Raw genomic sequence first — 24566 nt, 5'->3', positions numbered from 1 at the left:
CACAGTACGCGGTACCTCGCAGGCTTTCCGCAGAACCACACCACACGGGGCACCCGACCACCGGGCACCCCGGCACAGGCCACACGGACAAAACAGGCCCAGACAGGACTCGCTCGATGACATCGAAGAACCAGACGGCGGGGATTCCGCATTCGCTGAACCGTCTGTGGGACGCCCCGGACGACGCCCGGATGGTCCACAGCGACGGCGAATGGTTCACCTGGGGACAGATGCGGGCACTTGTCGAAGGCATCGAGAAGAGACTCGCCGACGCCGGGCTCGGCACGGATGCCCGTGTTGCCACCGTTCTCGGCAACCGGCTCGAGTCGATCGCCGCCCTGATCGCGGTGATCCGCACCGAGCGCACACTGGTCACGCTGAGCCCCCTTCAGCCGCCGACCCGCCTGGCCGCCGACCTCCGGCAGAGCGATCCGGCCGCCGTCCTGGCGGCGCCCCGGTACTGGGATGAGCCCGAGTTCGTAGCCGCAGCAGTCGATTCCGAAGCATGGGGCTTCAGCATAGAGATCGACGCGCCCGTCACGACGCGACTCACCGGGACCCCGTCGGCATCGGAACCTCCACAACGCGGTGTGGCGATCGAGATGCGAACGTCCGGAACCACCGGCGAACCGAAGCGGATCCCGCTGAGCTACAAGCAGATCAACGCATCGCTCCATTCGGCGGTGGCACACGCCGGTGTGACGATCACCGAGGCACCGCCCTTCACCGGGCAGCCGGCACTGATCACGCTGCCCATCGTGCACATCGGCGGAATGTTCGCGCTGCTCCAGGGGCTGGTCCAGGCCCGGCCACTGGCGATCCTCGAGCGCTTCACGATCGACGGGTGGCGGGCCGCCATCCGCGAACACCGGCCCATCGTGGCCGGTCTGCCCGGCGCGGCGATCGGCACCGTCCTCGACGCCGACGTCCCGCCGGAGGACCTGTCGAGCCTGCGCGCCCTCAACGCGGGCACGAGCCCCGTCGACCCCGCGCTCGTCGACGAGTTCGTCGAGAAGTACGGCATCGCGATCCTGATCGTCTACGGCGCCACCGAATTCTCCGGTGCGGTCGCCGGCTGGACGATCAAGGACTTCCGGAAGTCGTGGGAGGTCAAGAAGGGGAGTGTCGGGCGTCCGTTCCCGGGCGTGGAGCTCAGCGTCGTCGACGGAGACGGTTCGCCCGTACCCACCGGGACCACGGGGCGCCTGCGCGTGCGGTCGCATCAGTCCGGCCACGACTCGGAATGGCTGACGACCAGCGACCTCGCCCACATCGACGACGACGGGTTCCTCTACATCGACGGTCGCGCCGACGACGTGATCATCCGCGGTGGCTTCAAGGTGTCTCCCGACGTGGTCGCCCGTGCGCTGAAGTCGCACGACAGCGTCGCCGATGCAGCGGTGGCCGGTGTTCCCGACCCTCGCCTCGGCTCGGTCCCGGTCGCCGGGGTCGAGGTCCGACGCGGCGAGCGTCGACCCAGTGGGTCCGAACTCCGCGACCATTGCCGGACCCAGCTCACGCCGTACGAGGTGCCGGTCGCGGTCCACGTCTTCGACGAGCTGCCGCGGTCCGCGTCCCTCAAGGTCGACCGACGCCGGCTGCTCGAACTCTTCGCGTCCACCGCCGCCGAATCCCCCGCTCCCGAATCTCCCGGAAGCAACGGCGATCTCGCACCCGACCCGACCGCCCGAGACCTACAGTCTTCGGTGGGAAAGGACTAGACGATGACAGACTCAACCGACACCGGTACCGCCACCACCGCAGGCACCGGCCGCGTCGCCGGGAAGGTCGCGCTGGTGACCGGGGCCGCCCGCGGACAGGGCAAGAGCCACGCGATCCGGCTCGCCGAAGAGGGTGCCGACATCATCCTCTTCGACCTGTGCCGCGACATCGAGACCAACGGCTACCCGCTGGCCACCCCGCGCGACCTGGAGGAGGCCGCACTCGAAGTCGAGAAGACCGGTCGCCGCGCCATCGCCACCGAGGTCGACGTCCGTGACCGGGGCGCGCTCGACGCCGCGATCGCGACAGCGGTCGCCGAGTTCGGTCATCTCGACGTGGTCGTCGCCAACGCCGGCATCTGCCCGCTCGGCGACGGACCCGTCGAGGCATTCGCCGACGCCTTCGACGTCGACTTCGTGGGGGCGACCAACACGATCCACGCGAGCCTGCCGCATCTGACCGCCGGCGCATCGGTCATCGCGACCGGATCGGTCGCCGCTCTCCTCGCCGCCGGTTCCCAGGGCGGCCCGTCCGGTGCCGGTGGGCAGGGTTACGTACTCGCCAAGGAGATGCTCACCACCTACATCCACCGGCTCGCGAAGGTCCTCGCCCCGAAGTCGATACGCGCCAACATCATCCATCCGACCAACGTCAACACGCCGATGCTGCAGAGCGGACCGATGTACCGGCAGTTCCGTCCCGATCTCACCGACCCCGGACCCGGCGACGTCACCGCGGCATTCGCGTCGATGCAGTCCATGCCCGACGTCCCGTGGATAGAACCCGCGGATGTCAGCGACGCAGTCGTCTATCTCGCGTCGTCCGAATCCCGCTACATCACCGGCCTCGACCTCACGATCGACGCCGGCGCGACCCTGGGCCGAGGAGGCCACCGATGACGACAACCGAGAAGCCGGACACCTCCGGCAAGATCACCGACGAGGACATCGAACGGGCCAAGGCGCAGATCGGGATCCCGGTCAAGCAGCGCGACATCCCGTGGAACAAGCTGCCGCAGGCCGATTCGATCAGTCACTTCGCCTTCGGCTGCGGCGACGACAACCCGCTGTTCCACGATCCCGAGTACGGCCGAACCACGCGCTGGCACGGACAGATCGCGCCGCCGACCTATCCGATCACCACCGGACTCGACCAGACCCCCGCATTCGCCGACGAGGAGCGGAAGAAGCTGTTCCGCGGTCTCTTCCGGGGCACGGGCAAGTACTACTCGGGTGTGAAATGGACGTGGTATCAACCCATCTACGCGGGTAACCCGATCTACTCCGAGGTGTACACGCTCGATGTCCAGGTCAAGCAGAGCTCGTTCTCCGGAGGCCGGTCGGTGAAGGAGACCTACCGACACCTCTACGTCGACGCGGCAGGGCGTCCCGTCGCCACCCGCGACGAGTCCTACATCAACGCCGAGCGCAGCGGTTCCAAGAAGGCAGGCAAACTCCGCGACGTCGAACGCAAGCGCTGGACCCCTGAGGAACTCGAGGAGGTCGAGGCCGCATACGAGGCCGAGGTGCGTCAGGGCGCGGATCCGAACTGGTGGGAGAGCATCGAGGTCGGCGCCGAACTCCCCAGCGTGACGAAGGGTCCACTCGGCGTCGTCGACATCATCAGCATGCACATGGGCTGGGGCTGGGGCGGATACGGTATCGGCCCGCTCAAGTACGCACACCAGGCACGCAAGCGCATGCCGGCCTTCTACGAGCCGGACGAGTACGGGATGCCCGAGGTCGTCCAGCGGCTGCACTGGGATTCGGCACGGGCACAGGAGCTGGGCATCCCGGCGGCGTACGACTACGGCCAGATGCGTGCGGCCTGGGTGAGCCACCTGCTGACCAACTGGATCGGTGACGACGGCTGGATCGTCGACATGGATCTCACGATGCGGGGCTTCAACTACCACGGCGACACCCACTTGTGCACCGGACGTGTTCTCGAGAAGGGCTCGACCCCCCGGGATCCGATCACCATCGAGGTCGCCGCGACCAGCCAGCGCGGAGAGTCCACCACGCAGGGGACCGCAAAGGTACTCTTGCCTTCTCAGTCGATCGGGGCAGTGGTCCTGCCCGAGCCGGACGAGGATCTCCGTGCGCGAGGCGCACAGGTCGTCAGCCGACTCGGTGGCAAGGTCGGGGAAGCACTGCGCCGCAACGGTCTGGCATGACGGTCGTGCGTTAGCACCGGGCCCCGGGGGGAGGTCGGCAGGTTGTCGAAGCAGATGCCGCGGAAAGTGCCGCGGCAGGAGCGATCCCAGCGGATGGTCGCCCGGATCCTCGACTCCTGCGCGAGCCTGCTCATCGAACGCGGCTATGACGGGGTGTCGACGCACCGGATCGCACAGGAAGCCGAGATCAGTCCCGGCAGCCTCTACCAGTACTTCCCGAACAAGGACGCCATCGTCGCGATGACGGTGGAGCGGATGATCCAGAAGATCGCCACGGAGCTCCTCGCCGCTCTCGAGGTCGGCACCGATGCCCCGCCGCAGGATCAGATCGTGTCCGTGGTCGACGCCGCGCTGACCGCGGCCGAGCAGAATCGCGAACTCGTCCGGGTACTCGTCGAGCAGATGCCGAGACTTGGCGGCTCCGTCGAGATCCGCCGGGTCGAGGAACGTGCGCGGGAGATGATCGCCCAGTATCTGATCACCGGTCCGGTCACCGAAGATCCGGACCGGCCACCCACTTTGGTCTGGATGGCATTTCAGGCCGTTCAACAGCTCAGTGTCCGGTACGTTCTGGACCAGCCCGACATACCTCGCCAGGAATTTGTGACCGAAATGTCTCGTCTGCTGGTCACGCTGGTAGCCCCACCGGCGTAGCAGCAGCGTCCGTCGACTTGATCGATCGTCCTATTTCTCGAATCGTATATGCAAGAGTTGTCTAACTAGGTAAGCTTTGGCCGTCACTGCGGTGTGACTCAGGCAACATCGGGGGTAGGGAGTTCGAATGGCCATAGCGTCCGATCCGCAGCGCGGCTCTGAGCCCGCTGCCGGGGAGATCGGGCCTGCCAGGGAGGGCGGTGCCGTCGGCGAGGTCGGGGAATGGGGGAGCGGCTACGTCCAGCGGCATCCCAAGGCCTCACTCGAGACAGTCGGTGAGCAGTTCGTCCTCGGGGTGCGCTCGATTCAGTGGTTGTTCGCCGACATCGCGACCCGGAGGTTCCCGTACCGGGAGTTCGTCGAGCAGGCCGCGTTCATGGCACGGACCGCGGTGCTCCCGACACTCCTCGTGGCCATCCCGATCGGCGTGACCCTCTCGATCCAGTTCGCGTTGCTCGCCGGCCAGGTCGGCGCGACCTCGCTCGCCGGCGCCGCGAGTGGACTGACCGTGATTCGCCAGGGCGCACCGCTCGTCGCCGCGATCCTCATGGCCGCTGCCGTCGGCTCGGCCATCTGCGCCGACCTCGGTTCACGCCAGATCCGCGAGGAGATCGACGCCATGGAGGTGATGGGCGTCCAGGTGGTGCGCCGTCTGGTCTCGCCTCGCCTCGCCGCCGGGATCGTTGTGTCCCTTGCACTCACCGGTCTCACGTGCTTCGTCGGCTTCTTCGCCGGATACCTCTACAACACCTTCGTCCAGGACGGCACACCCGGGAGTTTCGTCTCGACCTTCGCCTCCTTCGCCACTGTGGGTGACTTCATCCTCACGATGATCAAGGCGGTGGTCTTCGGCGCGATCGTGACCATCGTCGGATGCCAGAAAGGCCTGTCCGCCAAGGGCGGTCCAGCCGGTGTCGCCAACGCGGTCAACGCGTCGGTGGTCGCCTCGATCCTGCTGCTCATGATCGTCAACGTCGTCTTCACCCAGGTCTACGAGCTGGCCTATCCGCGGCAGGGGTTCTGATGACCGTCGCACGGTATTACCCGCCGGGAGTCGGGCCGCTGCTGGCACGCCTGCGCGGCCTCGGTGGTCCGATCACCCAGGTCGGCCACATGATCACCTTCTTCCTGAGGACCGTCGTCTCGATCCCGACGATGCTGCTGCACTACAAGCGCGAGTTCGCGCGCGTGCTCTCGGATGTCACCTGGGGCAACGGATCGATCGTGGTGGGCGGCGGCACCGCCGGCGTGATCATCGTGCTCGGCGCCACCGCAGGTGCGATCGTCGGTATCGAGGGGTACAGCGCCCTGGAGTTGCTCGGCATGGGGCCAGCCACCGGATTCATCTCGTCCTTCGCCTCGACCCGCGAGCTGGCCCCGATCATGGCCGCGCTCGCGTTCGCCGCCCAGGCCGGGTGCCGCTTCACCGCACAGCTCGGCGCCATGCGGATCTCCGAGGAGATCGACGCCATGGAGTCCATCGCGATACGACCCATCCCGTACCTGGTGACGACACGGCTGATGGCGTCCGTGGTCGCCGTCATCCCGCTCTACATCGTGTGCCTCGGGGTGAACTACCTCGTGTGCCAGCTGGTCGTGAGTCTTTCGGGCGCCGGTTCGTCGGGCACCTATCTGCACTACTTCACCCTCGTCCTCAGCGGCACCGACATCGCCTATTCGATCCTCAAAGCGGTTGTCTTCGTGTCGATCACGACGACCATCCAGTGCTACTACGGCTTCTACGCCTCGGGCGGTCCGCAGGGCGTCGGGGTCGCGGCGGGCCGGGCGATGCGCACCGCGATCACCGTGATGATCATCGTCAACATGCTGCTGACCATGGCGTTGTGGGGCGTCAACGCCGGCGCGAGGTTCGGAGGCTGACATGCAGTTCCCCTTCGAAGCCGAACGCCGCCTCGGCAATCAGCACCTCTTCTGGCGCGGGCTGGCCACGATCATCGTGGCCGCGATCGTCGTCGGCGTCCTGATCGCCAAGTCCAACGGCGACCTCGACGAACACGTCGAGGTGAAGGCCATGCTCGAAGAGGTCGGTGACGGCCTGCCCACCCGCTCGGACGTGAAGTACCGCGGCGTTCTCGTGGGAGCGGTCAACGAGGTCACCCCGGCCATCGACGGCGGCACCAACGTCGTCGACATCGACCTGAAGCCCCAGTACGCCACCGGGATCCCGGCAACGGTCACGGCACGAGTCGTGCCGGGCAACGTCTTCGCGGTGTCGTCGATCCAGCTGATCGACAACGGCCCGGCACCGCATATCACCGACGGTGCGGAGATCTTCCAGGACGACAGCGAGGCGACCATCCAGTTCCAGACCGCACTGACCAAACTGCGCGACATCGTCGGCGCCATGAGCCGGTCCCGGTCGGATTCGACGATTGGCGTGATCACCGCTCTCGCCGAGGCCACCGATCGGCGCGGCGACGACCTCGTCACGGCCGGGCGCCAACTCGAACAGATCGCGACCGAGACCAACGCCCTCATGGAACCCGGTGACGGTCCGTCGACGATCCGCGCGTTCAACGAGGCGGTCCGAGGACTCGACCAGTCCGCGCCCGACCTGCTCGACGCCGTGCACAGCTCGGTGGTACCGATGCGCACCGTCGCCGAGAAGGAGATGGCGCTGACCGGCTTCCTGGCCGCCGGCTCGACGACACTCGGCACCGCGACGACGGCGATGGACAACAACACCGCCCGGATGATCACCATCTCGACCAACCTCACCCCGGTCATCGGTGTACTCGCCGACAACGCACCGTCGTTCGTGCCGATCACGACCCGGCTCGCGGTGGTCGCCGACAAGTTCAACGAACACGTCTACAACCCCGAGACCGGTCTGGCCACGTCGAAGATGATCCTGTCGCTGTCGCCGAACCGGACCTACGTCCGTGCGGACTGTCCGCGGTACGGCAACCTCGAAGGTGCGAGCTGCAAGACGGCACCGGTGACCGCCCGTCCCTACGGCTTTCCCAAGAAGCTCGATCCGAAGAACTACCAGCTCCCCGCCGGATACGAGCTCCCGCGCGGTTACCGCCTGCCGCCGGGGCTCATGGGCGGCAACGTCGGACCCGTCGGCAGCAAGGCCGAACTCGAGCAGCTGCGCAAGATCCTGGGCAAGGACGCGACCCCCGCGGCGATGATGCTGCTCGCTCCGCTGCTGCGCGGCAACAAGGTCGAGATCCGTCCCGACACCGGTGACCAGAAGCCCGGTGCACCGCGAGCAGGGGAGGGAGGCCCGCGATGAGCACGTTCCGGAAATCTCTCATCACGCTGTCGTTGTTCCTCGTCGTCTCGCTCGTGCTGTCCTGGTTCGTCTATGTCACGTTGCAGCGCAACGTCAACGGCGCCACGCGCGAGTACAGCGCGGTCTTCACCGACGTCAGTGGTCTGCGTCCCGGCGACGACGTCCGGGTCGCCGGTGTCCGGGTCGGCCGGGTCGACAAGATCCAACTCGAGAAGACCGTCGCCCGGGTCACTTTCGAGGTCCAGGACGACCAGACCCTCTACACCAACACGAGAGCCTCGGTGACGTACCAGAACATCATCGGGCAGCGGTACCTCGGCCTGCTCGCCGGTGACGGCAGTTCGTCGGCGAGGCCGCTCCAGGAGGGTGGGGAGATCCCCGTGCAGCAGACCGAGCCGTCGTTCGACATCGCCGGCCTGCTCAACGGCTTCGAACCGCTCTTCAGTGTCCTCGACCCCGATCGGGTGCAGAACATCACCCAGACGATCATTACCGCACTGCAGGGCGACAAGGGATCGCTGACCTCTCTGATCGCCCAGACGTCCACACTCGCCGAGTCCTTCGCAGGACCGGACAACGTCCTCGGCGACCTGATCGTCGGTCTCGACAAGGTGACCGCGTCGCTGGCCGGCCAGTCGGGGAGTGTCGAGTCGCTGATCTCGAACATGCGCGACGTGTTCACCACGCTCAACTCCCGGCAGGGTGAGCTGGTCAGTTCGATCGACCAGATCACGCAGACGATCGGTCGAACGGCGGTGGTGTTCAACAACATCGAGCCGAGCCTGTCCGCATTGGTGGCGAGGGAGCCCGGATTCACGGGTCACATCGTCAGCAACGCCGAGAAGTTCGCGTACCTGTTCTACAACGTCCCGCTGGCGATGCAGGGCCTCGCCCGCTTCTCGCAGGAGAGCACCGCAGCGAACGCGTACATCTGCAACGTCAACCTAACGATCGTCCCCGGCCTGTCGCACTTGATTCCCGGCATCGTCGCCGGGGTCACACCGGGCGGGAAGATCCAACAATCCCCGATCTGCAGGTGAACATGCTGAACAAGATGAGATCCATCAAGCGCCGGTCACTGCCGAAACCCTCCGCACTGAATCCTTTCCGGGGGCGCCTTGAAGACCAGAGCAGAGTCAAACTCGGTATCAGCGCGATCCTGATCCTGAGTCTGGTTGTGCTCGGCATCGTCGGTATCGGCCGGCTCGGTGTCGGTGACAACACCTATGACGCCGAGTTCCTCCAGGCGGCACAGATTTCCGGCGGTGATCAGGTCACCGCCGCCGGGGTGCCGATCGGCACCGTGACCGGGGTGCGGCTCGCCGGCGACCGTGTGGTCGTGTCGATGAAGATTCATGGTGACGTCGAACTCGGTGCCGACACCAGGGCGGCCATCAAGCTCACCACCCTGCTCGGGTCGCGCTACGTCGAGATCCAGCCCGCGGGCACGGGCGGGATTCCCGACGACGTGATCCCGCTGAAGAACACCTCGGTGCCCTACGACCTGCAAACCGCTCTGGCCAACGCCACGACCACCTTGGAACAGGTCGACGCCAAGCGGATCGCGGATTCGATGACGGTGCTGTCCGACCAGCTCGACGGCGCGCCGTACGTGATGCCGCAGGCGCTGAAGAACATCGAGAACCTCTCGACCATCATCGCCGACCGTCGAACCCAGATCGGCCAGCTCCTCGCGAGCACCAATGAACTGACGACCGCGATCCGCAATCAGCAGGTCGCGTTGGGGCAGATGGTCGTTCGTGGTGAACGACTCGTCACCGAGTTGGTGACCCGCATCAACTCGTTGCAGCAGCTGATCAAATCCACCACCCGACTGATCGGCAGCCTCCACCAGATCGTGGGGGTCCAGGGTCCTCAGGTGACACAGTTGCTCCAGAACATGGAGACCCTCCTCGGTGCGGTGGCACGACGAGAAGACGTGCTGCGCAACACGCTGCAGATCATGCCCGTACCGATCCGCAACTTCGCCAACGCTACCGGCTACGGCAACAATCTCGAGTTCGGCGCCCCCGCAGGAGCTCTCGTTGACGCGTGGATGTGTGCGGTCAGCGGGCAGGCGAAGATGATGTCTCTCGCCGAGTACTTCAAGGAGTGCAAGTGATGTTCAGGTTCATCGCACATCCGCTCCTCATCCTCGCCGCGGCGGCACTTCTGCTGACGGGATGCTCGATCGGCTCCAATCCCTTCGAGGAGAAGATCACCGTCACCGCCGAGTTCGACAACGCCAACGGCCTCTACGTCGGCAACTCGGTGGACGTGCTGGGAATGTCGGTCGGGAAGGTCACCGCAATCGAGGCGAAGGGCGGCTACGCACTCGTCACCATGGAGATCGACAAGGCCATCAAGATCCCCGCGACCGCACAGGCGGTGACGGTCTCGACATCGATTCTCACCGACCGCCACGTCGAACTCACCCCGGTGTACCGGGAGGGACCGACGATGCAGAACGGCGACAAGATCGGACTGGATCGCACCCGCACCCCGGTCGAGTTCGACCGAGTTCTCAACATGGTCGAGCGACTGTCGGCCGAACTCGGCGGCAACGGCAAGGGGGAGGGGCCGGTCGCGAATCTGATGGCGGTCAGCGTTGCGATGACAGAGGGAAACGGTCAGTCGATGCGCAACGCCCTCGGCGACCTCGAGCGCGCACTGCGGCTCAGCGAGGACGGCGGCGCACACTCACGGCGGGACATCACCGCGATCGCATCCAACCTCGCCCGACTCAGTGAGGCCGCAGCGAACAACGATGCCGTGATCCGCGACCTCGGTTCTGGTTTCGCACAGATGTCGTCGTTCCTGGCCTCGGAGGATCTGGGCACCGGGACGACGGGCAAACAGCTCAACGACCTCATGCGAGAGACCCAGGCGCTCCTCATCACCAACCGCGAGACGATCAAGAACACGCTGTCGAGCACCACCACCGTGACCACGGCGATGGTCGACTACCGACGCAATCTGTCCGAGTTCTTCGACATCGCACCGATGCTCATGGACAACGTCTACAACGCGATCGACCAGGAGACCGGTGCACTGCGCGTGCACGGACTGGTCGACAAACTCCTTCTCGACGGTCAGGGGGTCAAGGAGGTGTGCAACCTTCTCGGCCTACGCCAACTCGGTTGCGCCACCGGCACACTGCAGGACTTCGGACCCGACTTCGGGGCCACCTCGATCCTCGCCGCACTCGTGGAGAACGCCAAATGAGCGCCCGGGCACGGCAGGTCGGCAAACCAGCGGCAGCGCTCGCCGTCGGGCTCGCCGCCGTACTGGGCGTGAGCGGTTGCGGAGTGGGACTCGAACAGCTCCCACTGCCGGCACCCGGGGCCTCCGGCGCCACGTACACGCTGACCGCTCGTTTCACGAACGCACTCAATCTCCCGCAGGGCGCGAAGGTGCGCGTTCTGGGGGCGGATGTGGGTTCGGTCGCCTCGATGGACGCCGAGAACTTCACCGCCGTCGTCGACCTCCGGATCCAGTCGTCGACGTCCTTGCCCGTGGGCACGACGGCCGAACTGCGTTCGGCCACCCCACTCGGTGACGTCTTCGTCGCGCTCGAACCGCCGCCCGAAGGTCAGGACAAGAAGGGCGAACTGCAGAACGGCGACGAACTGACGGTCGACGACACGTCGTCGGCGGCGACCGTGGAAGAAGTCCTCGCCACCAGTGCCCTACTGGTCAACGGCGGTGCCGTCCGCAACCTGGTCAAGGTCGTCAACGGACTCGGCGAGGCGGTCGGCCCGGACGGCCGGTCGGTTGCGCATCTGGTCGACCAGTCGACCGATCTCATCTCGACACTGTCGAACCGCACGGGCGAGATCGACCGCGCGATGCGCAACACCAGCAACCTGGCGGCCACTCTCGGTGCACGGCAGAAGGACCTGTCCGATGCGATCAGTGCCGCCGCCCCGGCTGTCGGAGCGCTGTCGGCCAACACCGGCCAGGTACTCGACATGGTCGCCAACGTCGACCGGCTCACCGAACTGATCGGACAGTTCCCCTCGATCAAGGGCACCGACAATCGCAGCACCATCGCCGACATGAACAAGCTGTCGTACTGGTTCAACGCGGCCTCGCTGAATCCGAACGCGAACATGAATGCGGTGAATTCGATTCTCGCGCCGCTGATCAAGGCGGCGAGCTCGACCTCCGCACATGCGAACATCGACATCCAGGGGATCGCACTGGGCGTCGTCGGCGATCCGAATCACAAGGCCGATCCCGGTATGCGAGTCCCGGACGCGACCGACGTGATCAATGTGATCGGTAGCATCTCCTACCTGCTCGACAAGCTGTACAAGCAGTCGACGGGAGGCCGGTGATGGGAATCCGAAGTGCTGCAGAGCCGGTCGCGTCCGGGCTCGTCGGTGTCGTCCGATGGGGTCGCGCACGGCGCCTGACCCTGTCCGCGATCGCGCTCGCGCTGACTCTCGTCCTCGGTGTCGCCTATCTGCTGTTCGGCGCGTTGCGCATCAACCCGGGAGCCTCGCAGATGACGATTCGCGTCAACCTCCTCAACTCGGGGGGTCTGCTTGCGGGACAGGATGTCACGATGCGAGGTGTCTCGGTCGGTCGCGTCTCCGCAGTCGACCTGAGCGAGTCCGGCGTCGTCGCAGTGGTGCGGGTGTCGACCGACGCGAAGATCCCCGCGGATACGACGGTCCGGGTGTCGGGACTCTCGCCGGCGGGCGAGCAGTACCTGGACTTCCGGCCCGCGAACGGCGACGGTCCCTACCTGACCGACAACGCCGTGATCGACGCCAAACGCACCACCACACCCACTCCCATCGCCGAGGTACTCGAAAGCCTCCAGGGGACGCTCGATCAGATCAACCCAGAAGAGTTGGAGATCATCGTCAAGGAACTCGGCGTCTCGCCCCAGGGTGTGAAGAAGCTCGACAACATCGTCAACGGTGGGATCTTCCTGCTGTCGACGCTGCACACCGCGCTGCCGAACACCACGTCCCTGCTCAAGTCGAGCAAGGTCATGCTCGGCACGCTGGGGGAGACCGCACCCAGGATCCGGGCGATGTCGGCCGATCTGCGGCGCGTGTTCACCGGTGTGGAGAAGATGGACGGCGGATTCCGGCGACTCGTCGACCAGGGACCGGCGACCATGGGTGCGGTCGACGCCCTGTTCGCCGACAATTCGCCGACGATGGTCCAGCTGTTGGGCAATCTGGTGACCATCTCCAAGCTCTCATATCTGAGGGTGCCCGCCCTCGAGGCGATCTGGCCCGATCATCGCGGTTCGGTCCTCGAAGCCATCGGATCGACGTTCCGCGACGGCGGGACCTGGGGCATCGTCGACGTCTACGAACGCTATGTCTGCGACTACGACCTGCCCCGCAAACCGCCGTCGATCCCGGACTACCCCGAGCCCTACCTGTACACCTACTGCAACGACCCCGACCCGGCGATTCTCGTCCGGGGCGCGCGCAACGCTCCGCATCCGGCAGGGGAGGAGTACCTCTCCGGCCCGCCCGCGAATGTGGACCCGCGTGCGACCGCCGACCCGCCCCCGCGTGGGCCGCTGTCCATCCCCACGCCCTATGGAGGACCGAAGGTTCCGCTGCCACCGCCACCGCAGTGACTCGCGGCGTGACCGCACGCCCGGCGAAACCTCCGCCTCGAGAAAGGATTCACATGAAGACCGACACGTCAGCCGAGAACGACGCCGACACAACCGAAACCGGCGTCTCCGAGCAGGACGACACGGCGTCGTCGACGACCGTCGAGAAGGCCACCGACGAGAAGACCACCGACGCGACGGCGTCCGGCTCGGAGTCCACCGCCGAGGAGTCACCGAAGAAGTCGAAGACGGTGTCGGTCAGCAAGAAGTCGAGGAAGGACGCCGAATCCTCCGCGGACGAGACCGCCCAGGAGGACGCGACCGGCTCATCCGCCGGCGACGGCGGACGTCCGGTGGGCCGCAAGTCCACCAGACTCGGCTGGGGCGCAGCAGGTGTGGGTTTGCTGGCGGTCATCACGATCGCCGCATCCGCGCTGGCGATCGTCTTCGGCGTGCAACTGAAGAACCGCATCGACATCGAGAACGCCGGGCAAGAGGCACTACGGACCGCGGAGAGCTATGCGGTCGCACTCACCAGCATCGACACCCGCAACCTCGACCGGGACTTCGCGCGCGTACTCGAGGGTGCCACCGGCGAATTCAAGGACATGTACTCGAGTTCGAGTTCGCAGCTGCGCCAGCTGCTCGTCGACAACCAGGCGACCGGCAAGGGAACCGTGATCGATGCGGGTATCAGGTCGCAGTCCGAGAACAAGGTCGAGGTGATGCTGTTCGTCGACCAGACGGTGACGAACACGGCGAGCCCGGATCCTCGTCTCGACCGCAGCCGCATCTTGATGACGATGGAGAAGGTCGACGGACGCTGGCTGGCCTCCAAGGTCGAATTGCCGTGATCGTTCCGACGAAACCGGTCCCCGCACATAGGTGACGAAGTAAACTATGTTGCACCGGGGCGTCGGATGTTGACGCCTGCACACAGCGGGAGATCACACCATGCAACAGACCCTGAAGGCCCTGGCCGAGACGTCGCTCGCGATCTCGCCGTGGGCGCCGGCACCCAAACCCTCCAGCGTCGGCGAGGTGGACGCGGCCTTCCTCACCAAGGTCTTCGCCGCGAAGGCACCCGGGGCGGTCGCCGAAGGCGTCACCCGACTCGACGGCACGTCGGGAACCACCGACCGCAACCGGCTCGGCATCCAGTGGAACCGCGTCGGCCTCGACGCCGGACTGCCGGCCAGCGTCTTCATCAAGTCGACGCCTCTGAACGCCAAGAACCGGACGATGGTGGCGGCACTCGACATGGCCGTCAACGAGGTGAAGTTCTACGACCAGATCCGTCCGCAACTCGCCGATTCGATCGCCCCGAAGTCGTACTTCGCACATGCCGGCCACGGTGCCCGGCATCTGCTCGTCCTCGAGGACCTCGAAGCCGCGGGTGCCACCTTCCCGTTCAGCGTCGAGGAGATCACCCTGCCCGGTGTCGAGGCCATCATGCGAACGCTGGCGCGGGTGCACGCGCAGTTCTGGAACAGCCCGCGGCTCGCGACGGAGCTGCCGTGGATCGCACCCGAATCCGCACGCCCGGGATTCCCGTTGTTGCTCTGGCAATTCCGCAAGGTGCGCAAGACGATCCTGAACGACGAGAACGTCGAGATCCCGGCCGCCGCCCGGCGGATGGCGGAGTTCGCGAACCAGAACGACAAGGCGCTGCACGCGAAGTGGGAAGAGGGTCCGCAGACGATGCTGCACGGCGACTCCCACATCGGTAACACCTACCTGAAGCCAGACGGTACGGCCGGCCTCCTGGACTGGCAGGTCATCCACCGGGGTCCGGGCCTGCGCGAGGTCAGCTACATGCTCACCCACTCGACGCCTGCGGCCATCCGCCGCGGAAACGAGGAAAAACTCCTCCGCGCGTATCTCGACACCCTCGAGGATGAAGGCGTCGAGGACGCGCCGACCTTCGATCAGGCTTGGGAAGCGCTGCGGTTCTTCGCCTTCGACGCCTGGGACTCGATCGCCATCTGCACGGTGTGGCCGGGGCTGCAACCGGCCGACCGCGTCGAACTCGCCTTCGCGGCCGCGAACTCGATGGTCGAGGATCTCGAGGTCGACAAGGCCATCAAGAAGGCGCTCGCCTGACGCCGAACACCGAATGTCGAACGCACCGTCCCGATCGGGACGGTGCGTTCGTCGTTCGGTCCGGCCGCCGGGTCGGCGGTGCGTCCCGTGTTCGGCGTTGACGACCCGAATGCGAACACTTGGATCAGACGCCCTGCCACCGCCCGCTGACGAAGCCGAATTCCCCTGCAGTGGAGCGATGTTCACGTTTCGGGGGTCGGCCAGGCAGCTCGCCGAAAGCGAATAGAATACGAATAGTCTGTCGCGTTATTCTCGGTGGCATGGTGATCCAAGACACAGCACGGCCCGCTGTTGAGCCGACCCCGTCGGTCGCGTCTGTTCCACACAAGCGCAGCGTCTTCGACTGGGCGGTGGACAAGTCCTTCCAGTCGATCCGGGACGAGTTCTTCCGGAACGTCCAGTTCACCGAACCGAAGGGTGATCCCGGGTGGTTCGGACCCGGGAGCGCCGTCTGGTACGTCCACGAGCACCTGCCGACGGTCCAGATCGCCATGGGTGCCGCCGCGATGATGGAGACCCTGCACCCCGACATGGCCTGGATGGCGTACGAGCACACGCGCGCCCTCGAACGGATCGACGGCGTACCGACCGGCCAGTTCGACGAGAAGGCATTCTCCTCACGTTCCGGACACACCCTGTCCTTCTTCTTCGGTGTCGCCCTGGCGTCGACGCCGGTGGCCGAACGGGTGTCGAAGACGGTCCGGGGAATGCACAATCGCATCGAGGGTGTGCGTCCCGACGGCCACGCCTACAAGGCCAGCGACCCCGATCTGCTGACCTGGAACTACTGCACCCAGGCGTGGGCTCTCGCAGCGTCGCACAAGGCCTTCCATCCCGACCCGCTGAGAGACGAACGTCTCGAGGAGTTCTTCCACGATTACGCACGGATGGGTCGTGAGCTGGGCGGAGCGAACGTGCCGACGACGAAGGAGGGTGTCGACAAGTATCTCGCCGACTCGCTGCCGTACCTGGCCGTGACCATGCCGACCGTCGAACTCCTCAATCCGACCGCACCGTGGCGCTACCCCTCGTGGCAGCGTCCGGTGGTGAGCCTCGTCGACTGGGCCATCCAGGATCTCCATCCGGAATGGGCGCAGAAGCTGATGAACACCAGGCAGTACCCCAAGCCGATCGCCGCGGCTCGTCGCCGCGCGGTGAAGGCGCTTCTGGGCTCGTTCCGGGACGGCAAGATGAAAGAGGTCTACGAGTCCTACGAGCGCATGGGCGTACCGTTCCCCAGGGACTGAACTGAACTACTCGACGCGGGTTCGCGGACACTGTCCACGGGCCCGCTTCGTCATCTCTGCAAGTCGGCCGTTGACATGCAAGCGGCGACTTGCCTATGGTCGGGTGTGGCCGACGTGTTCCATGCTCTCGACGATCCAACGCGACGTGCGATCCTCGACGAACTCGCCGACCGCGATGGTCAGACGCTGTTCGAGATCTGCGGACGTCTCACCGCCAACCGGGGACTGAGCCTGACCCGCCAGGCCATCTCGCAACATCTGGCCGTACTGGAGGCCGCCGGATTGGTTCACGCCGAGAAACGCGGACGCGCCAAGTTCCACTACTTCGATCCGGCACCGCTGGCAGAGATCGCCAGGCGGTGGCCCGCGCCACGAAAGGCATGACATGAGAATCGCGTTGACCTCGATCTTCGTCGACGACCAGCGAAAGGCATTGGATTTCTACACCGACGTCCTCGGCTTCACCAAACACCTCGACATACCGCTGGGTGAGGACGCCTGGTGGCTCACCGTCGTGTCGCCGGAGGCCCCCGAAGGAACCGAACTCCTGCTGGAGCCGGCCGGACATCCCGCGGTGAAGCCCTATCGGGATGCACTCGTCGAGGACGGTATCCCGTTGGCGCAGTTCGCCGTCGACGATGTGGACGCCGAGTACAACCGCCTGCGTGAACACGGTGTCGTCTTCACCCAGGAGCCCACCGACGTCGGAACGGCAATCGTGGCCATCTTCGACGACACCTGCGGCAACCTCATCCAGATCGCCGCGGTCAAGGAGGCCTGACCCGGCCTCCCGGAGGCGTTCGCCCGCGGGTGCTGGTGTTCGGTCTCGATCCGAAGGCTGCTGTCACGCTGTGGCGAGTGGCGCCGAGAGTGGTGGGATCTCGACGACGCGGGCGCGTAACGCAGCGGGGTCGCCGTCGAACATGTCGATCCACCATCCGATGTTGGGCGCCTTCCGCCTGCGCCCGTCCTGGTCGGTCTCCCATCGAGTGAGCGCGGGTTCGGCGATCAACAGCGGCGACGCCGGATCCTTCTCGACCTCGAGCCTGCGTCTCTGGCGCCGATGGCGAATTGTGGTGCCGTGCAGTCGAAATGGTCCGATTGCGAGTTTGATGAGGTTGATGACCTGGTATGCGGCGTTCATCGACTTGTTGGCGGCATACTCGGGGCACGCGGGATCGACCGGCTGTCGGATCGCCGTGAACCGGTCGTAGGAGAACTCGAGACCGCGCAGGCTCGCTTCCCGCACCATCCAGGCCAGGGTGAGTTCGGACGGTTCGACCACTTTCAGACCTCCGCCGATGTCGGAGTGCACGCCCTCGAACCAGACCTGCTTCACATCGGTCTCGGTGTTACCGGCGGTCTCCCAGACACACGGGTCGAACGTCAGCCGACACTCGTCGATCGCCAGCGCCTGACGCGCGACCTCGACCTTGTCGCCGAGCTTCACATTGTGGAAGTTGTGCTTGTACCGGGTGATACCGGGAACGCCGAGGGCTCCCACGGTGTCGAACACGCCGATGAACGCGACCGGCACCTCGCGACCGAGGGCGGATCGTTTGTTCTCGTCCCGATACGACTGCAGGGCCTTCTCGAACAGGTTGCTCGCGGGGTTCTCGGCCAGTTGGCGTGGCGTGACCAGCCCGACCTTGCTGATCATCCCGACCAGACTGCGGGCGGTGTACGCGCCTCGACTGAAACCGAAGACGAAGATCTCGTCATCGGGCTCGTAGTTCAGGACGAGAAAACGGTAGGCGTCAACGTGATTCGCGTTCAACCCGCGTCCGAAGGCGCCTCCGAGGACACGGTCGGACCACGCGGAGCCCGTCCCGACACCGTTCACGTAGTGAACCAGTTGAACGGCACCGTCGGCTGCATCGGTCTTGACGGCCCGAGCGATCTTCTCCACGTTGGAGGCCCGCGGATCCTTCGATGATTTCCACGTGCCATCGCAGCAGATGATCAGACGTTTCCTCATGCAGCCCCTCCATTGCGTCGACGGGCCCGACACATTCGACGGTAATGCCGCACACCGGTCCATGCAGTACACGTCAGTCGTACGGTTTACTGGTCTGATGAGCATCTTCGCGTCTGGACTCACGCGGGTCGTCCTCGCGACGGCCGGCGCTGCGTGTGCCGTGACCGGTGCGGTGGTCGGCGTCGGCCCGGCGGTGGCAGCGCCCACCGCCCTGGCCCCCGGGACGGCCGGACTCGTACCGGGACTGGCGGTGTCGTACACGCTCGCCGCGAACGACGGCCGCGCCCAAGGGATTCAGATGTACATCACCTCCGGCAAACGGTCCGACGCCGAACAACGACAGTTGTGGCGGAACGCCATCGCCACCTACGGCAGTCCCGCGGCGGCCCGGCGCTGGGTTCTTCCCGCGGAGGAGTCGCCGCACGTTCGCGGTGAGGCCGTCGACGTCGGCCCGTGGGAGGGCGCTGCCTGGCTGGAACGCAACGGCTATCGCTGGGGGTTGTGCCGGACATTCGTCAACGAGTGGTGGCATTTCGAACTGGCCACGACACCCGGGACAGCGTGCCCGCCGATGTGGCCCGATGCCGCGGTCCGGGCGGATCGCCGCGGAATCTGATCCATCGGCCGTAGGCTGTCGATCGACGGGTCGCACGCTCGTCATCTCCTCACACGGACCGAGAGGCGGTCCGGTGACCAGGAGGTAGACCATGCATTACTCACTTCTGCTGCACTACCCGGAGCAGGACGCCACGACGCTCGGCGAGGACGCCATCCGGTCGGGTCAGGCAGCGTTCTCCGCCTACGCACGGGCATTGCAGGACGCCGGCGTCCTGGTGAGTGCCGAGGTGCTCCAGCATTCGACCGCCACCACCACGCTGCGGAAGGTGGACGGCGAGCTCGTCATCCAGGACGGTCCGTTCGCGGACACCAAGGAGCAACTCGGCGGGTCCATCGTCGTCGATGTCGAGGACCTCGACGACGCCATCGAGTGGGCACGTCAGGCGCCCCCCATCGACTGGGGTGTCGTCGAGATCCGACCCGGGGCCACGTACACCGTGAACGGGGCGTGGACACCGAACGGATGAACCTGCCGGGAGCGCACGCCGTCGCGGAACACGCCGCTCGCGAGGCGTATTCGCGGCTGGTGGCGCTCCTTGCCGCATCATCGGGCGACCTCGCGCTCGCCGAGGACGCGTTGTCGACCGCCTTCGAACGTGCGCTCGTCACGTGGCCGGCACGCGGCATACCCGAGAATCCGACCGCGTGGCTGCTCACCGTCGCCCGCAACCACCAGCGCGACGTCTGGAAGTCCGCGTCACACCGGATGTCGGTCGATCTCTACGACCGCGCCGATACCGCCGGGGAGGCCAGCGTGACACCCATCGACGATCTCGACCCCGACGCGATCGGCGACAAGCGACTCGAATTGCTGTTCACCTGCGCTCACCCCGCGATCGACCCGGCCATCCGGACACCCCTGATGTTGCAGGCGGTGCTGGGATTCGAGGCCACTCACATCGCCGCGGCCTTCGCGGTGGCGCCCGCGACGATGGCGCAACGACTCGTCCGCGCCAAGCGACGCATCCGCGACGCCCGCATCCCGTTCGCCGTTCCCGACCGCACGGCGATGCCGGGACGACTGTCCGCGGTGCTCGAGGCCGTCTACGGGTGCTTCGCGATCGCCTGGGACGACGCGACCGGTTGCGGGCCCGACGCCGTCGAATCGATGACGGGGGAGGCGCTGTATCTCGCCGTGACACTCGCATCTCTCCTCGACGTCGAGCCCGAGGCATGGGGACTCGCCGCTCTCATCGCCCTGTCGTTGTCACGTGCGCCGGCCCGGGACGGACCGTTCGTCCCACTCGAGGAGCAGGACCCCGCGCTGTGGGACGGCGAACTGATCCGCGACGGCGAGGCGATGCTCCGACGTGCCGCCGCACTCGGCGCACCGATGGGGCGATTCCAGCTCGAGGCCGCCATGCAGTCGGTCCACGCCGATCGCGCACGCACCGGCGTCGTCGAGTGGGCCGTACTCGAGACCTTGTCGACCGCCCTCCTCACCGTCACCCCGACACTGGGTGCACGGGTCGCGCACGCCGCCATCGTGGGGCGCGCGACGTCGCCCGCCGATGGTCTGGCGCTGCTCGGGCAACTCGAGGAGCAGCACGACCTCGACGACTTCCAACCTTTCCACGCCACACGCGCAGACCTCCTGGCCCGCACCGGCGCACTCGACGAGGCACGTCGGCACTTCGAGCGCGCCGCGACGTTCGCCCGCGACCCTCGCGTCCGAGAGTACTTGCGGTGCCGGGCGGACCGCATGGGGTGACTCCGTCCCGGGGGACACGTGCGCAGACGCCGCCCCGGCGTCGTCCATAGGAGCCGGCTAACCCTTCCATAGGCGCAAATCATCGGCTGCACAGCGTATTCCGTGACAGTCACGACCTAGGGTGGTGAGTCGGACAACGAGTGTCCGACGACACGGGAGACCGCAATGACTGCATCCGCCGAGGCCGTCACCGACGTGACCTCCGAGCCCTACCGCTCGCGCCGCAACCACTGGAACAACCATGTCCGCCGCCACGCTCTGACGACTCCCGACGAACCCGCGATCACCTTCCTCGGCCAGACGCGCACGTGGACGCAGATCGACGACCGCTCCCGGGCTTTCGCCGCGGCGCTGAGCAGACGCGGTGTGGAGTTCGGCGACCGGGTCATGATGGCGCTGCTCAACCGCACCGAGTACGTCGAAGCGATTCTGGGGGCGACCCTCATCGGTGCGATCGCGGTGCCGGTGAACGTTCGCATGAGTCCCGGCGAGATCGCCTATCTCATGACGGACAGCGGCGCCGAGGTCGTGGTCACCGAATCGGCGCTGACCGGCGTCGTGGATGCCGCGCGGGCCCTGGGAGGCACCTCCGATACCGTCGTCGTCGTCGGCGAGAGCGACAACCCCGACCATCTTTCGTTCGAGGACCTCCTCGCCGAGGACCCCTCGGATCTCCCGCCGGTGGACGTCCCCGAGGACGCTGTCGCGATCATCATGTACACCTCGGGCACCACTGGCCGTCCCAAAGGTGCGATGCTGACCCACCAGAACTTTCAGTCGCAGGCCGTCACGTCGATCTCCACGACGAACCCACAGCCCGGTGACGTCGCATCGATCGTCCCGCCGATGTTCCACATCGCGGGCCTCGCGACCTTCGCGATGGTCTTCTACCGAGGAATCCGGGCGGTCATCCATCCGCTGGGATCCTTTGACCCCGACGTCATGCTCGACACGCTGGAGCGAGAGGGCTCGACATCGGTGTTCATGGTGCCCGCACAATGGCAGGCAGTGTGCGCCGCACAGCAGGCACGTCCGCGCGGCCTGCGTCTGCGTCACCTCAGCTGGGGTGGCGCCCCCGCCTCGGACACCGTGCTCAACGCCATCAACGAGACATTCCCGGGCGTTCTCAACATGACGTCGTTCGGGCAGACCGAGATGTCGCCGGTGACCTGCATCCTCGAGGGTAAAGACGCCCTGCGGAAGATCGGGTCGATCGGCAAGGTGATGCCTGCGGTGACGGCGCGCATCGTCGACCCGCTGATGAACGACGTGAAGCCCGGCGAGGTGGGGGAGATCGTCTACCGCGGGCCGACCCTGATGAAGGGCTACTGGAACAAGCCCGAGGAAACCGCGGACGCCTTCCGCGGTGGCTGGTTCCATTCCGGTGACCTCGTCCGGAAGGATGACGAGGGATTCCTCTTCGTGGTCGACCGAGCCAAGGACATGATCATCTCCGGCGGTGAGAACATCTACTGCGCCGAGGTCGAGAACGTCCTCTACGGCCATCCCGCTGTCGCCGAGGCGGCGGTCATCGGCCGGGCGGACCAGAAGTGGGGCGAGGTGCCCGTCGCGGTCGTCGTGCTCGCCGACGGTGTCGAGGACCTGACCCTGGCGGAGCTGGGACCCCACCTGAACGAGAATCTGGCGCGCTTCAAGCACCCGAAGGATCTCGTGATCATCGACGCCCTCCCGCGAAACGCCGGTGGCAAGGTCACGAAACCCATGCTGCGCCAGCGCTTTGGCAGCAAGGACGCCGGTTTGTCCGATTGACCCGGCGAAATCTGACGAGCAACCCGCCCGGTCTGCGTAGGGTGTGACGCAGACAACAACGTCGACCATCGCACGATCGACACGGGAGCAGGGATGACCGCAACCACCGACGCCACCGCCGACCTGACCACCGAGCCCTACCGCTCGCGCCGCAACCACTGGAACAACCAGGTCCACCGGCATGCGCTGATGACGCCGGACAACATGGCAATCACATACCTGGACAAGTCCACGACGTGGAAGCAACTCGATGACAGGTCACGGGCTTTCGGCGCAGCATTGAGCCGGCTCGGAGTCGAGTTCGGCGACCGAATCCTCATGGTGCTGCTCAACCGCACCGAGTACGTCGAAGCCGTGCTGGGCGCAACGCTGATCGGAGCGATCCCGGTTCCGGTGAACATCCGGATGAGCCCCGCCGAGGTCGCTTATCTCGTCGCCGACAGTGGGGCCAAGGTCATACTGACCGAGAAACTCCTCGCGCCGTTGGCCGATGCCGTGAGTGCGTCCACCGGTGGGATCGACACCCTCATCGTCGTCGACGGCAGTGAGAACCCTCAGCATCTCGACTACGAAAGCCTTGTCGCGCAGGGGGACTCGGATCTGCCGGCGGTCGATGTCCCGGAGGACACCGTCGCCGCGATCATGTACACCTCGGGTACCACCGGAAAGCCCAAGGGCGCCATGCTGACCCACCAGAATTTCCACGCGCAGGCCGTCACCACGATGGCGACCACCGCGTCCGCCGATGCCGAGGACGTGGCGTCGGTCGTACCGCCGATGTTCCACATCGCCGGGCTCGCCGCATTCGCCCCGGTCTTCTACCGCGGCATCCGTGCGGTCATCCATCCACTCGGTGCTTTCGACCCGGACGCCATGCTCGACACCCTGGAGAGAGAAGGCACCACCTCGGTGTTCATGGTGCCCGCACAGTGGCAGGCGGTGTGCGCGGCGCAGAAAGCGCGGCCGCGAAAGCTCCGTCTGCGCAACATCAGCTGGGGTGCGGCCCCCGCGTCGGACACCGTGCTCAACGCCATGGGCGAGGCCTTCCCCGAGGCGCTGAACATGACCGCCTTCGGGCAGACCGAGATGTCTCCGGTGACGACGATCCTCGAGGGCAAGGACGCACTGCGCAAGCAGGGTTCGATCGGCAAGGTGGTCCCGGCGGTGACCGCCCGCATCGTCGACCCGCTGATGAACGACGTGAAGCCCGGCGAGGTGGGAGAGATCGTCTATCGCGGACCCAACCTGATGAAGGGCTACTGGAACAAGCCCGCGGAGACCGCGGAAGCGTTCCGCGGCGGGTGGTTCCACTCCGGCGACCTGGTGCGAGAAGACGAGGACGGCTTCCTCTACGTCGTCGACCGAGCCAAGGACATGATCATCTCCGGCGGTGAGAACATCTACTGCGCCGAGGTCGAGAACGTCCTGTATGGCCATCCCGCGATCCTGGAGGCGGCCGTCATCGGTCGCGCGCACGAGAAGTGGGGCGAGGTGCCGGTCGCCGTCGTGGTCCTGGCCGAGGGCGTCATCGATCTGACGCTGGCCGAGCTGGAACCTCATCTGAACGAGAATCTCGCGCGGTTCAAGCACCCCAAGGACCTCGTGATCATCGACGAGCTGCCCCGGAATGCCGGCGGCAAGGTCGTGAAGCCGAAGCTGCGGGAGAGCTACGGCAGCAAGGATGCCGGGCTGGCCGACTGACCGCCCCCGCCCCCTGAACGGGTCAACCCGCCACCTT

The 24566-nt window shown here is 66.1% G+C and carries 23 protein-coding genes; 22 read left to right on the top strand and 1 reads right to left on the bottom strand.

The annotated features are described in order from the left end of the window. Positions 1-116: 116 nt before the first annotated feature. The 17 genes from IHQ52_RS14865 (at position 117) to IHQ52_RS14785 (ending at position 17532) form a co-directional block, all read left to right on the top strand. Positions 117-1721: a class I adenylate-forming enzyme family protein gene (locus tag IHQ52_RS14865; RefSeq protein ID WP_024499210.1), complete on the top strand. Its 1605-nt coding sequence runs from the start codon at positions 117-119 to the stop codon at positions 1719-1721. Positions 1722-1724: 3 nt separating this feature from the next. After that, positions 1725-2621, top strand: coding sequence for a mycofactocin-coupled SDR family oxidoreductase (locus IHQ52_RS14860; protein WP_024499211.1), 897 nt, complete (start codon positions 1725-1727; stop codon positions 2619-2621). Then, positions 2618-3898, top strand: coding sequence for an FAS1-like dehydratase domain-containing protein (locus IHQ52_RS14855; protein WP_024499212.1), 1281 nt, complete (start codon positions 2618-2620; stop codon positions 3896-3898). Before IHQ52_RS14860 ends, IHQ52_RS14855 begins: the two co-directional genes overlap by 4 nt. 42 nt (positions 3899-3940) lie before the next feature. Beyond that, positions 3941-4552 (top strand): TetR/AcrR family transcriptional regulator, encoded by a 612-nt coding sequence (locus IHQ52_RS14850; protein WP_157753395.1) that lies wholly within the window; start codon positions 3941-3943, stop codon positions 4550-4552. Positions 4553-4679: 127 nt separating this feature from the next. Next, positions 4680-5576 (top strand): MlaE family ABC transporter permease, encoded by an 897-nt coding sequence (locus tag IHQ52_RS14845; RefSeq protein WP_024499214.1) that lies wholly within the window; start codon positions 4680-4682, stop codon positions 5574-5576. Beyond that, positions 5576-6433, top strand: coding sequence for an ABC transporter permease (locus tag IHQ52_RS14840; RefSeq protein ID WP_024499215.1), 858 nt, complete (start codon positions 5576-5578; stop codon positions 6431-6433). The genes IHQ52_RS14845 and IHQ52_RS14840 overlap by 1 nt, the downstream gene beginning before the upstream one ends. A gap of 1 nt (position 6434) precedes the next feature. Next, positions 6435-7811: an MlaD family protein gene (locus IHQ52_RS14835; protein ID WP_024499216.1), complete on the top strand. Its 1377-nt coding sequence runs from the start codon at positions 6435-6437 to the stop codon at positions 7809-7811. Then, positions 7808-8851, top strand: a complete 1044-nt coding sequence (locus IHQ52_RS14830) for an MlaD family protein (protein ID WP_024499217.1) — start codon at positions 7808-7810, stop codon at positions 8849-8851. Before IHQ52_RS14835 ends, IHQ52_RS14830 begins: the two co-directional genes overlap by 4 nt. 14 nt (positions 8852-8865) lie before the next feature. Continuing rightward, complete coding sequence (locus tag IHQ52_RS14825; RefSeq protein ID WP_232512982.1) at positions 8866-9933, top strand: MCE family protein; 1068 nt, start codon at positions 8866-8868, stop codon at positions 9931-9933. Beyond that, complete coding sequence (locus IHQ52_RS14820; protein WP_024499219.1) at positions 9933-11036, top strand: MlaD family protein; 1104 nt, start codon at positions 9933-9935, stop codon at positions 11034-11036. The genes IHQ52_RS14825 and IHQ52_RS14820 overlap by 1 nt, the downstream gene beginning before the upstream one ends. Then, positions 11033-12151 carry an MlaD family protein gene (locus IHQ52_RS14815; RefSeq protein WP_024499220.1) on the top strand — a complete coding sequence of 373 codons (1119 nt, stop codon included), beginning with the start codon at positions 11033-11035 and terminating at the stop codon, positions 12149-12151. The genes IHQ52_RS14820 and IHQ52_RS14815 overlap by 4 nt, the downstream gene beginning before the upstream one ends. Then, the gene (locus IHQ52_RS14810; protein ID WP_024499221.1) at positions 12151-13422 is read left to right on the top strand and encodes an MlaD family protein; all 1272 of its coding nucleotides are present in this window, start codon (positions 12151-12153) and stop codon (positions 13420-13422) included. Before IHQ52_RS14815 ends, IHQ52_RS14810 begins: the two co-directional genes overlap by 1 nt. A 53-nt stretch (positions 13423-13475) precedes the next feature. After that, on the top strand, positions 13476-14255 hold the full coding sequence (locus IHQ52_RS14805; protein ID WP_024499222.1) for a hypothetical protein: 780 nt from the start codon (positions 13476-13478) through the stop codon (positions 14253-14255). 100 nt (positions 14256-14355) lie between these two features. Then, on the top strand, positions 14356-15504 hold the full coding sequence (locus IHQ52_RS14800; protein WP_024499223.1) for a phosphotransferase: 1149 nt from the start codon (positions 14356-14358) through the stop codon (positions 15502-15504). Between the two features lie 260 nt (positions 15505-15764). Next, positions 15765-16751 (top strand): oxygenase MpaB family protein, encoded by a 987-nt coding sequence (locus IHQ52_RS14795; RefSeq protein ID WP_232512983.1) that lies wholly within the window; start codon positions 15765-15767, stop codon positions 16749-16751. A 75-nt stretch (positions 16752-16826) separates the two neighbouring features. Continuing rightward, a complete protein-coding gene (locus IHQ52_RS14790) occupies positions 16827-17135 on the top strand; it encodes an ArsR/SmtB family transcription factor (RefSeq protein ID WP_051349633.1) in 309 nt (102 codons plus the stop codon). A gap of 1 nt (position 17136) precedes the next feature. Beyond that, the gene (locus IHQ52_RS14785) at positions 17137-17532 is read left to right on the top strand and encodes a VOC family protein (protein ID WP_024499226.1); all 396 of its coding nucleotides are present in this window, start codon (positions 17137-17139) and stop codon (positions 17530-17532) included. 63 nt (positions 17533-17595) lie between these two features. Here the strand turns inward: IHQ52_RS14785 and IHQ52_RS14780 are convergent, their stop codons facing one another. Further along, the gene (locus tag IHQ52_RS14780; protein ID WP_096274046.1) at positions 17596-18729 is read right to left on the bottom strand and encodes a DUF2235 domain-containing protein; all 1134 of its coding nucleotides are present in this window, start codon (positions 18727-18729) and stop codon (positions 17596-17598) included. Positions 18730-18826: 97 nt separating this feature from the next. On the opposite strand from IHQ52_RS14780, the gene IHQ52_RS14775 reads away from it, so the two are divergent. From IHQ52_RS14775 to fadD5 (IHQ52_RS14755), 5 genes are all read left to right on the top strand, one after another. After that, positions 18827-19345, top strand: coding sequence for a M15 family metallopeptidase (locus IHQ52_RS14775; RefSeq protein ID WP_024499228.1), 519 nt, complete (start codon positions 18827-18829; stop codon positions 19343-19345). A gap of 91 nt (positions 19346-19436) precedes the next feature. Then, positions 19437-19814, top strand: a complete 378-nt coding sequence (locus IHQ52_RS14770) for a YciI family protein (protein ID WP_024499229.1) — start codon at positions 19437-19439, stop codon at positions 19812-19814. Beyond that, positions 19811-21058 (top strand): RNA polymerase sigma factor, encoded by a 1248-nt coding sequence (locus IHQ52_RS14765; protein WP_024499230.1) that lies wholly within the window; start codon positions 19811-19813, stop codon positions 21056-21058. The genes IHQ52_RS14770 and IHQ52_RS14765 overlap by 4 nt, the downstream gene beginning before the upstream one ends. A 165-nt stretch (positions 21059-21223) precedes the next feature. After that, the gene (gene fadD5 / locus IHQ52_RS14760; RefSeq protein WP_024499231.1) at positions 21224-22828 is read left to right on the top strand and encodes a fatty-acid--CoA ligase FadD5; all 1605 of its coding nucleotides are present in this window, start codon (positions 21224-21226) and stop codon (positions 22826-22828) included. 93 nt (positions 22829-22921) lie between these two features. After that, entirely contained in the window at positions 22922-24529 is a 1608-nt protein-coding gene (gene fadD5, locus IHQ52_RS14755) for a fatty-acid--CoA ligase FadD5 (protein WP_024499232.1), read from the top strand. Positions 24530-24566: the final 37 nt, after the last annotated feature.

The sequence above is a fragment of the Gordonia amicalis genome (genome assembly GCF_022059885.1).
Lineage (GTDB): Bacteria > Actinomycetota > Actinomycetes > Mycobacteriales > Mycobacteriaceae > Gordonia > Gordonia amicalis.
This window is presented reverse-complemented; position numbering and strand designations above follow the sequence as displayed.

What these genes read in the sequence shown, in the direction of transcription:
- IHQ52_RS14860 (WP_024499211.1), top strand. Translation starts at nt 1,725, where the DNA reads ATGACAGACTCAACCGACACCGGTACCGCCACCACCGCAGGCACCGGC.
- IHQ52_RS14810 (WP_024499221.1), top strand. Translation starts at nt 12,151, where the DNA reads ATGGGAATCCGAAGTGCTGCAGAGCCGGTCGCGTCCGGGCTCGTCGGT.
- IHQ52_RS14765 (WP_024499230.1), top strand. Translation starts at nt 19,811, where the DNA reads ATGAACCTGCCGGGAGCGCACGCCGTCGCGGAACACGCCGCTCGCGAG.
- IHQ52_RS14840 (WP_024499215.1), top strand. Translation starts at nt 5,576, where the DNA reads ATGACCGTCGCACGGTATTACCCGCCGGGAGTCGGGCCGCTGCTGGCA.
- IHQ52_RS14835 (WP_024499216.1), top strand. Translation starts at nt 6,435, where the DNA reads ATGCAGTTCCCCTTCGAAGCCGAACGCCGCCTCGGCAATCAGCACCTC.
- fadD5 (WP_024499232.1), top strand. Translation starts at nt 22,922, where the DNA reads ATGACCGCAACCACCGACGCCACCGCCGACCTGACCACCGAGCCCTAC.
- IHQ52_RS14785 (WP_024499226.1), top strand. Translation starts at nt 17,137, where the DNA reads ATGAGAATCGCGTTGACCTCGATCTTCGTCGACGACCAGCGAAAGGCA.
- IHQ52_RS14830 (WP_024499217.1), top strand. Translation starts at nt 7,808, where the DNA reads ATGAGCACGTTCCGGAAATCTCTCATCACGCTGTCGTTGTTCCTCGTC.
- IHQ52_RS14780 (WP_096274046.1), bottom strand. Translation starts at nt 18,729, where the DNA reads ATGAGGAAACGTCTGATCATCTGCTGCGATGGCACGTGGAAATCATCG.
- IHQ52_RS14800 (WP_024499223.1), top strand. Translation starts at nt 14,356, where the DNA reads ATGCAACAGACCCTGAAGGCCCTGGCCGAGACGTCGCTCGCGATCTCG.
- IHQ52_RS14855 (WP_024499212.1), top strand. Translation starts at nt 2,618, where the DNA reads ATGACGACAACCGAGAAGCCGGACACCTCCGGCAAGATCACCGACGAG.
- IHQ52_RS14790 (WP_051349633.1), top strand. Translation starts at nt 16,827, where the DNA reads ATGCAAGCGGCGACTTGCCTATGGTCGGGTGTGGCCGACGTGTTCCAT.
- IHQ52_RS14815 (WP_024499220.1), top strand. Translation starts at nt 11,033, where the DNA reads ATGAGCGCCCGGGCACGGCAGGTCGGCAAACCAGCGGCAGCGCTCGCC.
- IHQ52_RS14795 (WP_232512983.1), top strand. Translation starts at nt 15,765, where the DNA reads ATGGTGATCCAAGACACAGCACGGCCCGCTGTTGAGCCGACCCCGTCG.
- IHQ52_RS14845 (WP_024499214.1), top strand. Translation starts at nt 4,680, where the DNA reads ATGGCCATAGCGTCCGATCCGCAGCGCGGCTCTGAGCCCGCTGCCGGG.
- IHQ52_RS14865 (WP_024499210.1), top strand. Translation starts at nt 117, where the DNA reads ATGACATCGAAGAACCAGACGGCGGGGATTCCGCATTCGCTGAACCGT.
- IHQ52_RS14770 (WP_024499229.1), top strand. Translation starts at nt 19,437, where the DNA reads ATGCATTACTCACTTCTGCTGCACTACCCGGAGCAGGACGCCACGACG.
- IHQ52_RS14805 (WP_024499222.1), top strand. Translation starts at nt 13,476, where the DNA reads ATGAAGACCGACACGTCAGCCGAGAACGACGCCGACACAACCGAAACC.
- IHQ52_RS14820 (WP_024499219.1), top strand. Translation starts at nt 9,933, where the DNA reads ATGTTCAGGTTCATCGCACATCCGCTCCTCATCCTCGCCGCGGCGGCA.
- IHQ52_RS14775 (WP_024499228.1), top strand. Translation starts at nt 18,827, where the DNA reads ATGAGCATCTTCGCGTCTGGACTCACGCGGGTCGTCCTCGCGACGGCC.
- IHQ52_RS14825 (WP_232512982.1), top strand. Translation starts at nt 8,866, where the DNA reads ATGAGATCCATCAAGCGCCGGTCACTGCCGAAACCCTCCGCACTGAAT.
- fadD5 (WP_024499231.1), top strand. Translation starts at nt 21,224, where the DNA reads ATGACTGCATCCGCCGAGGCCGTCACCGACGTGACCTCCGAGCCCTAC.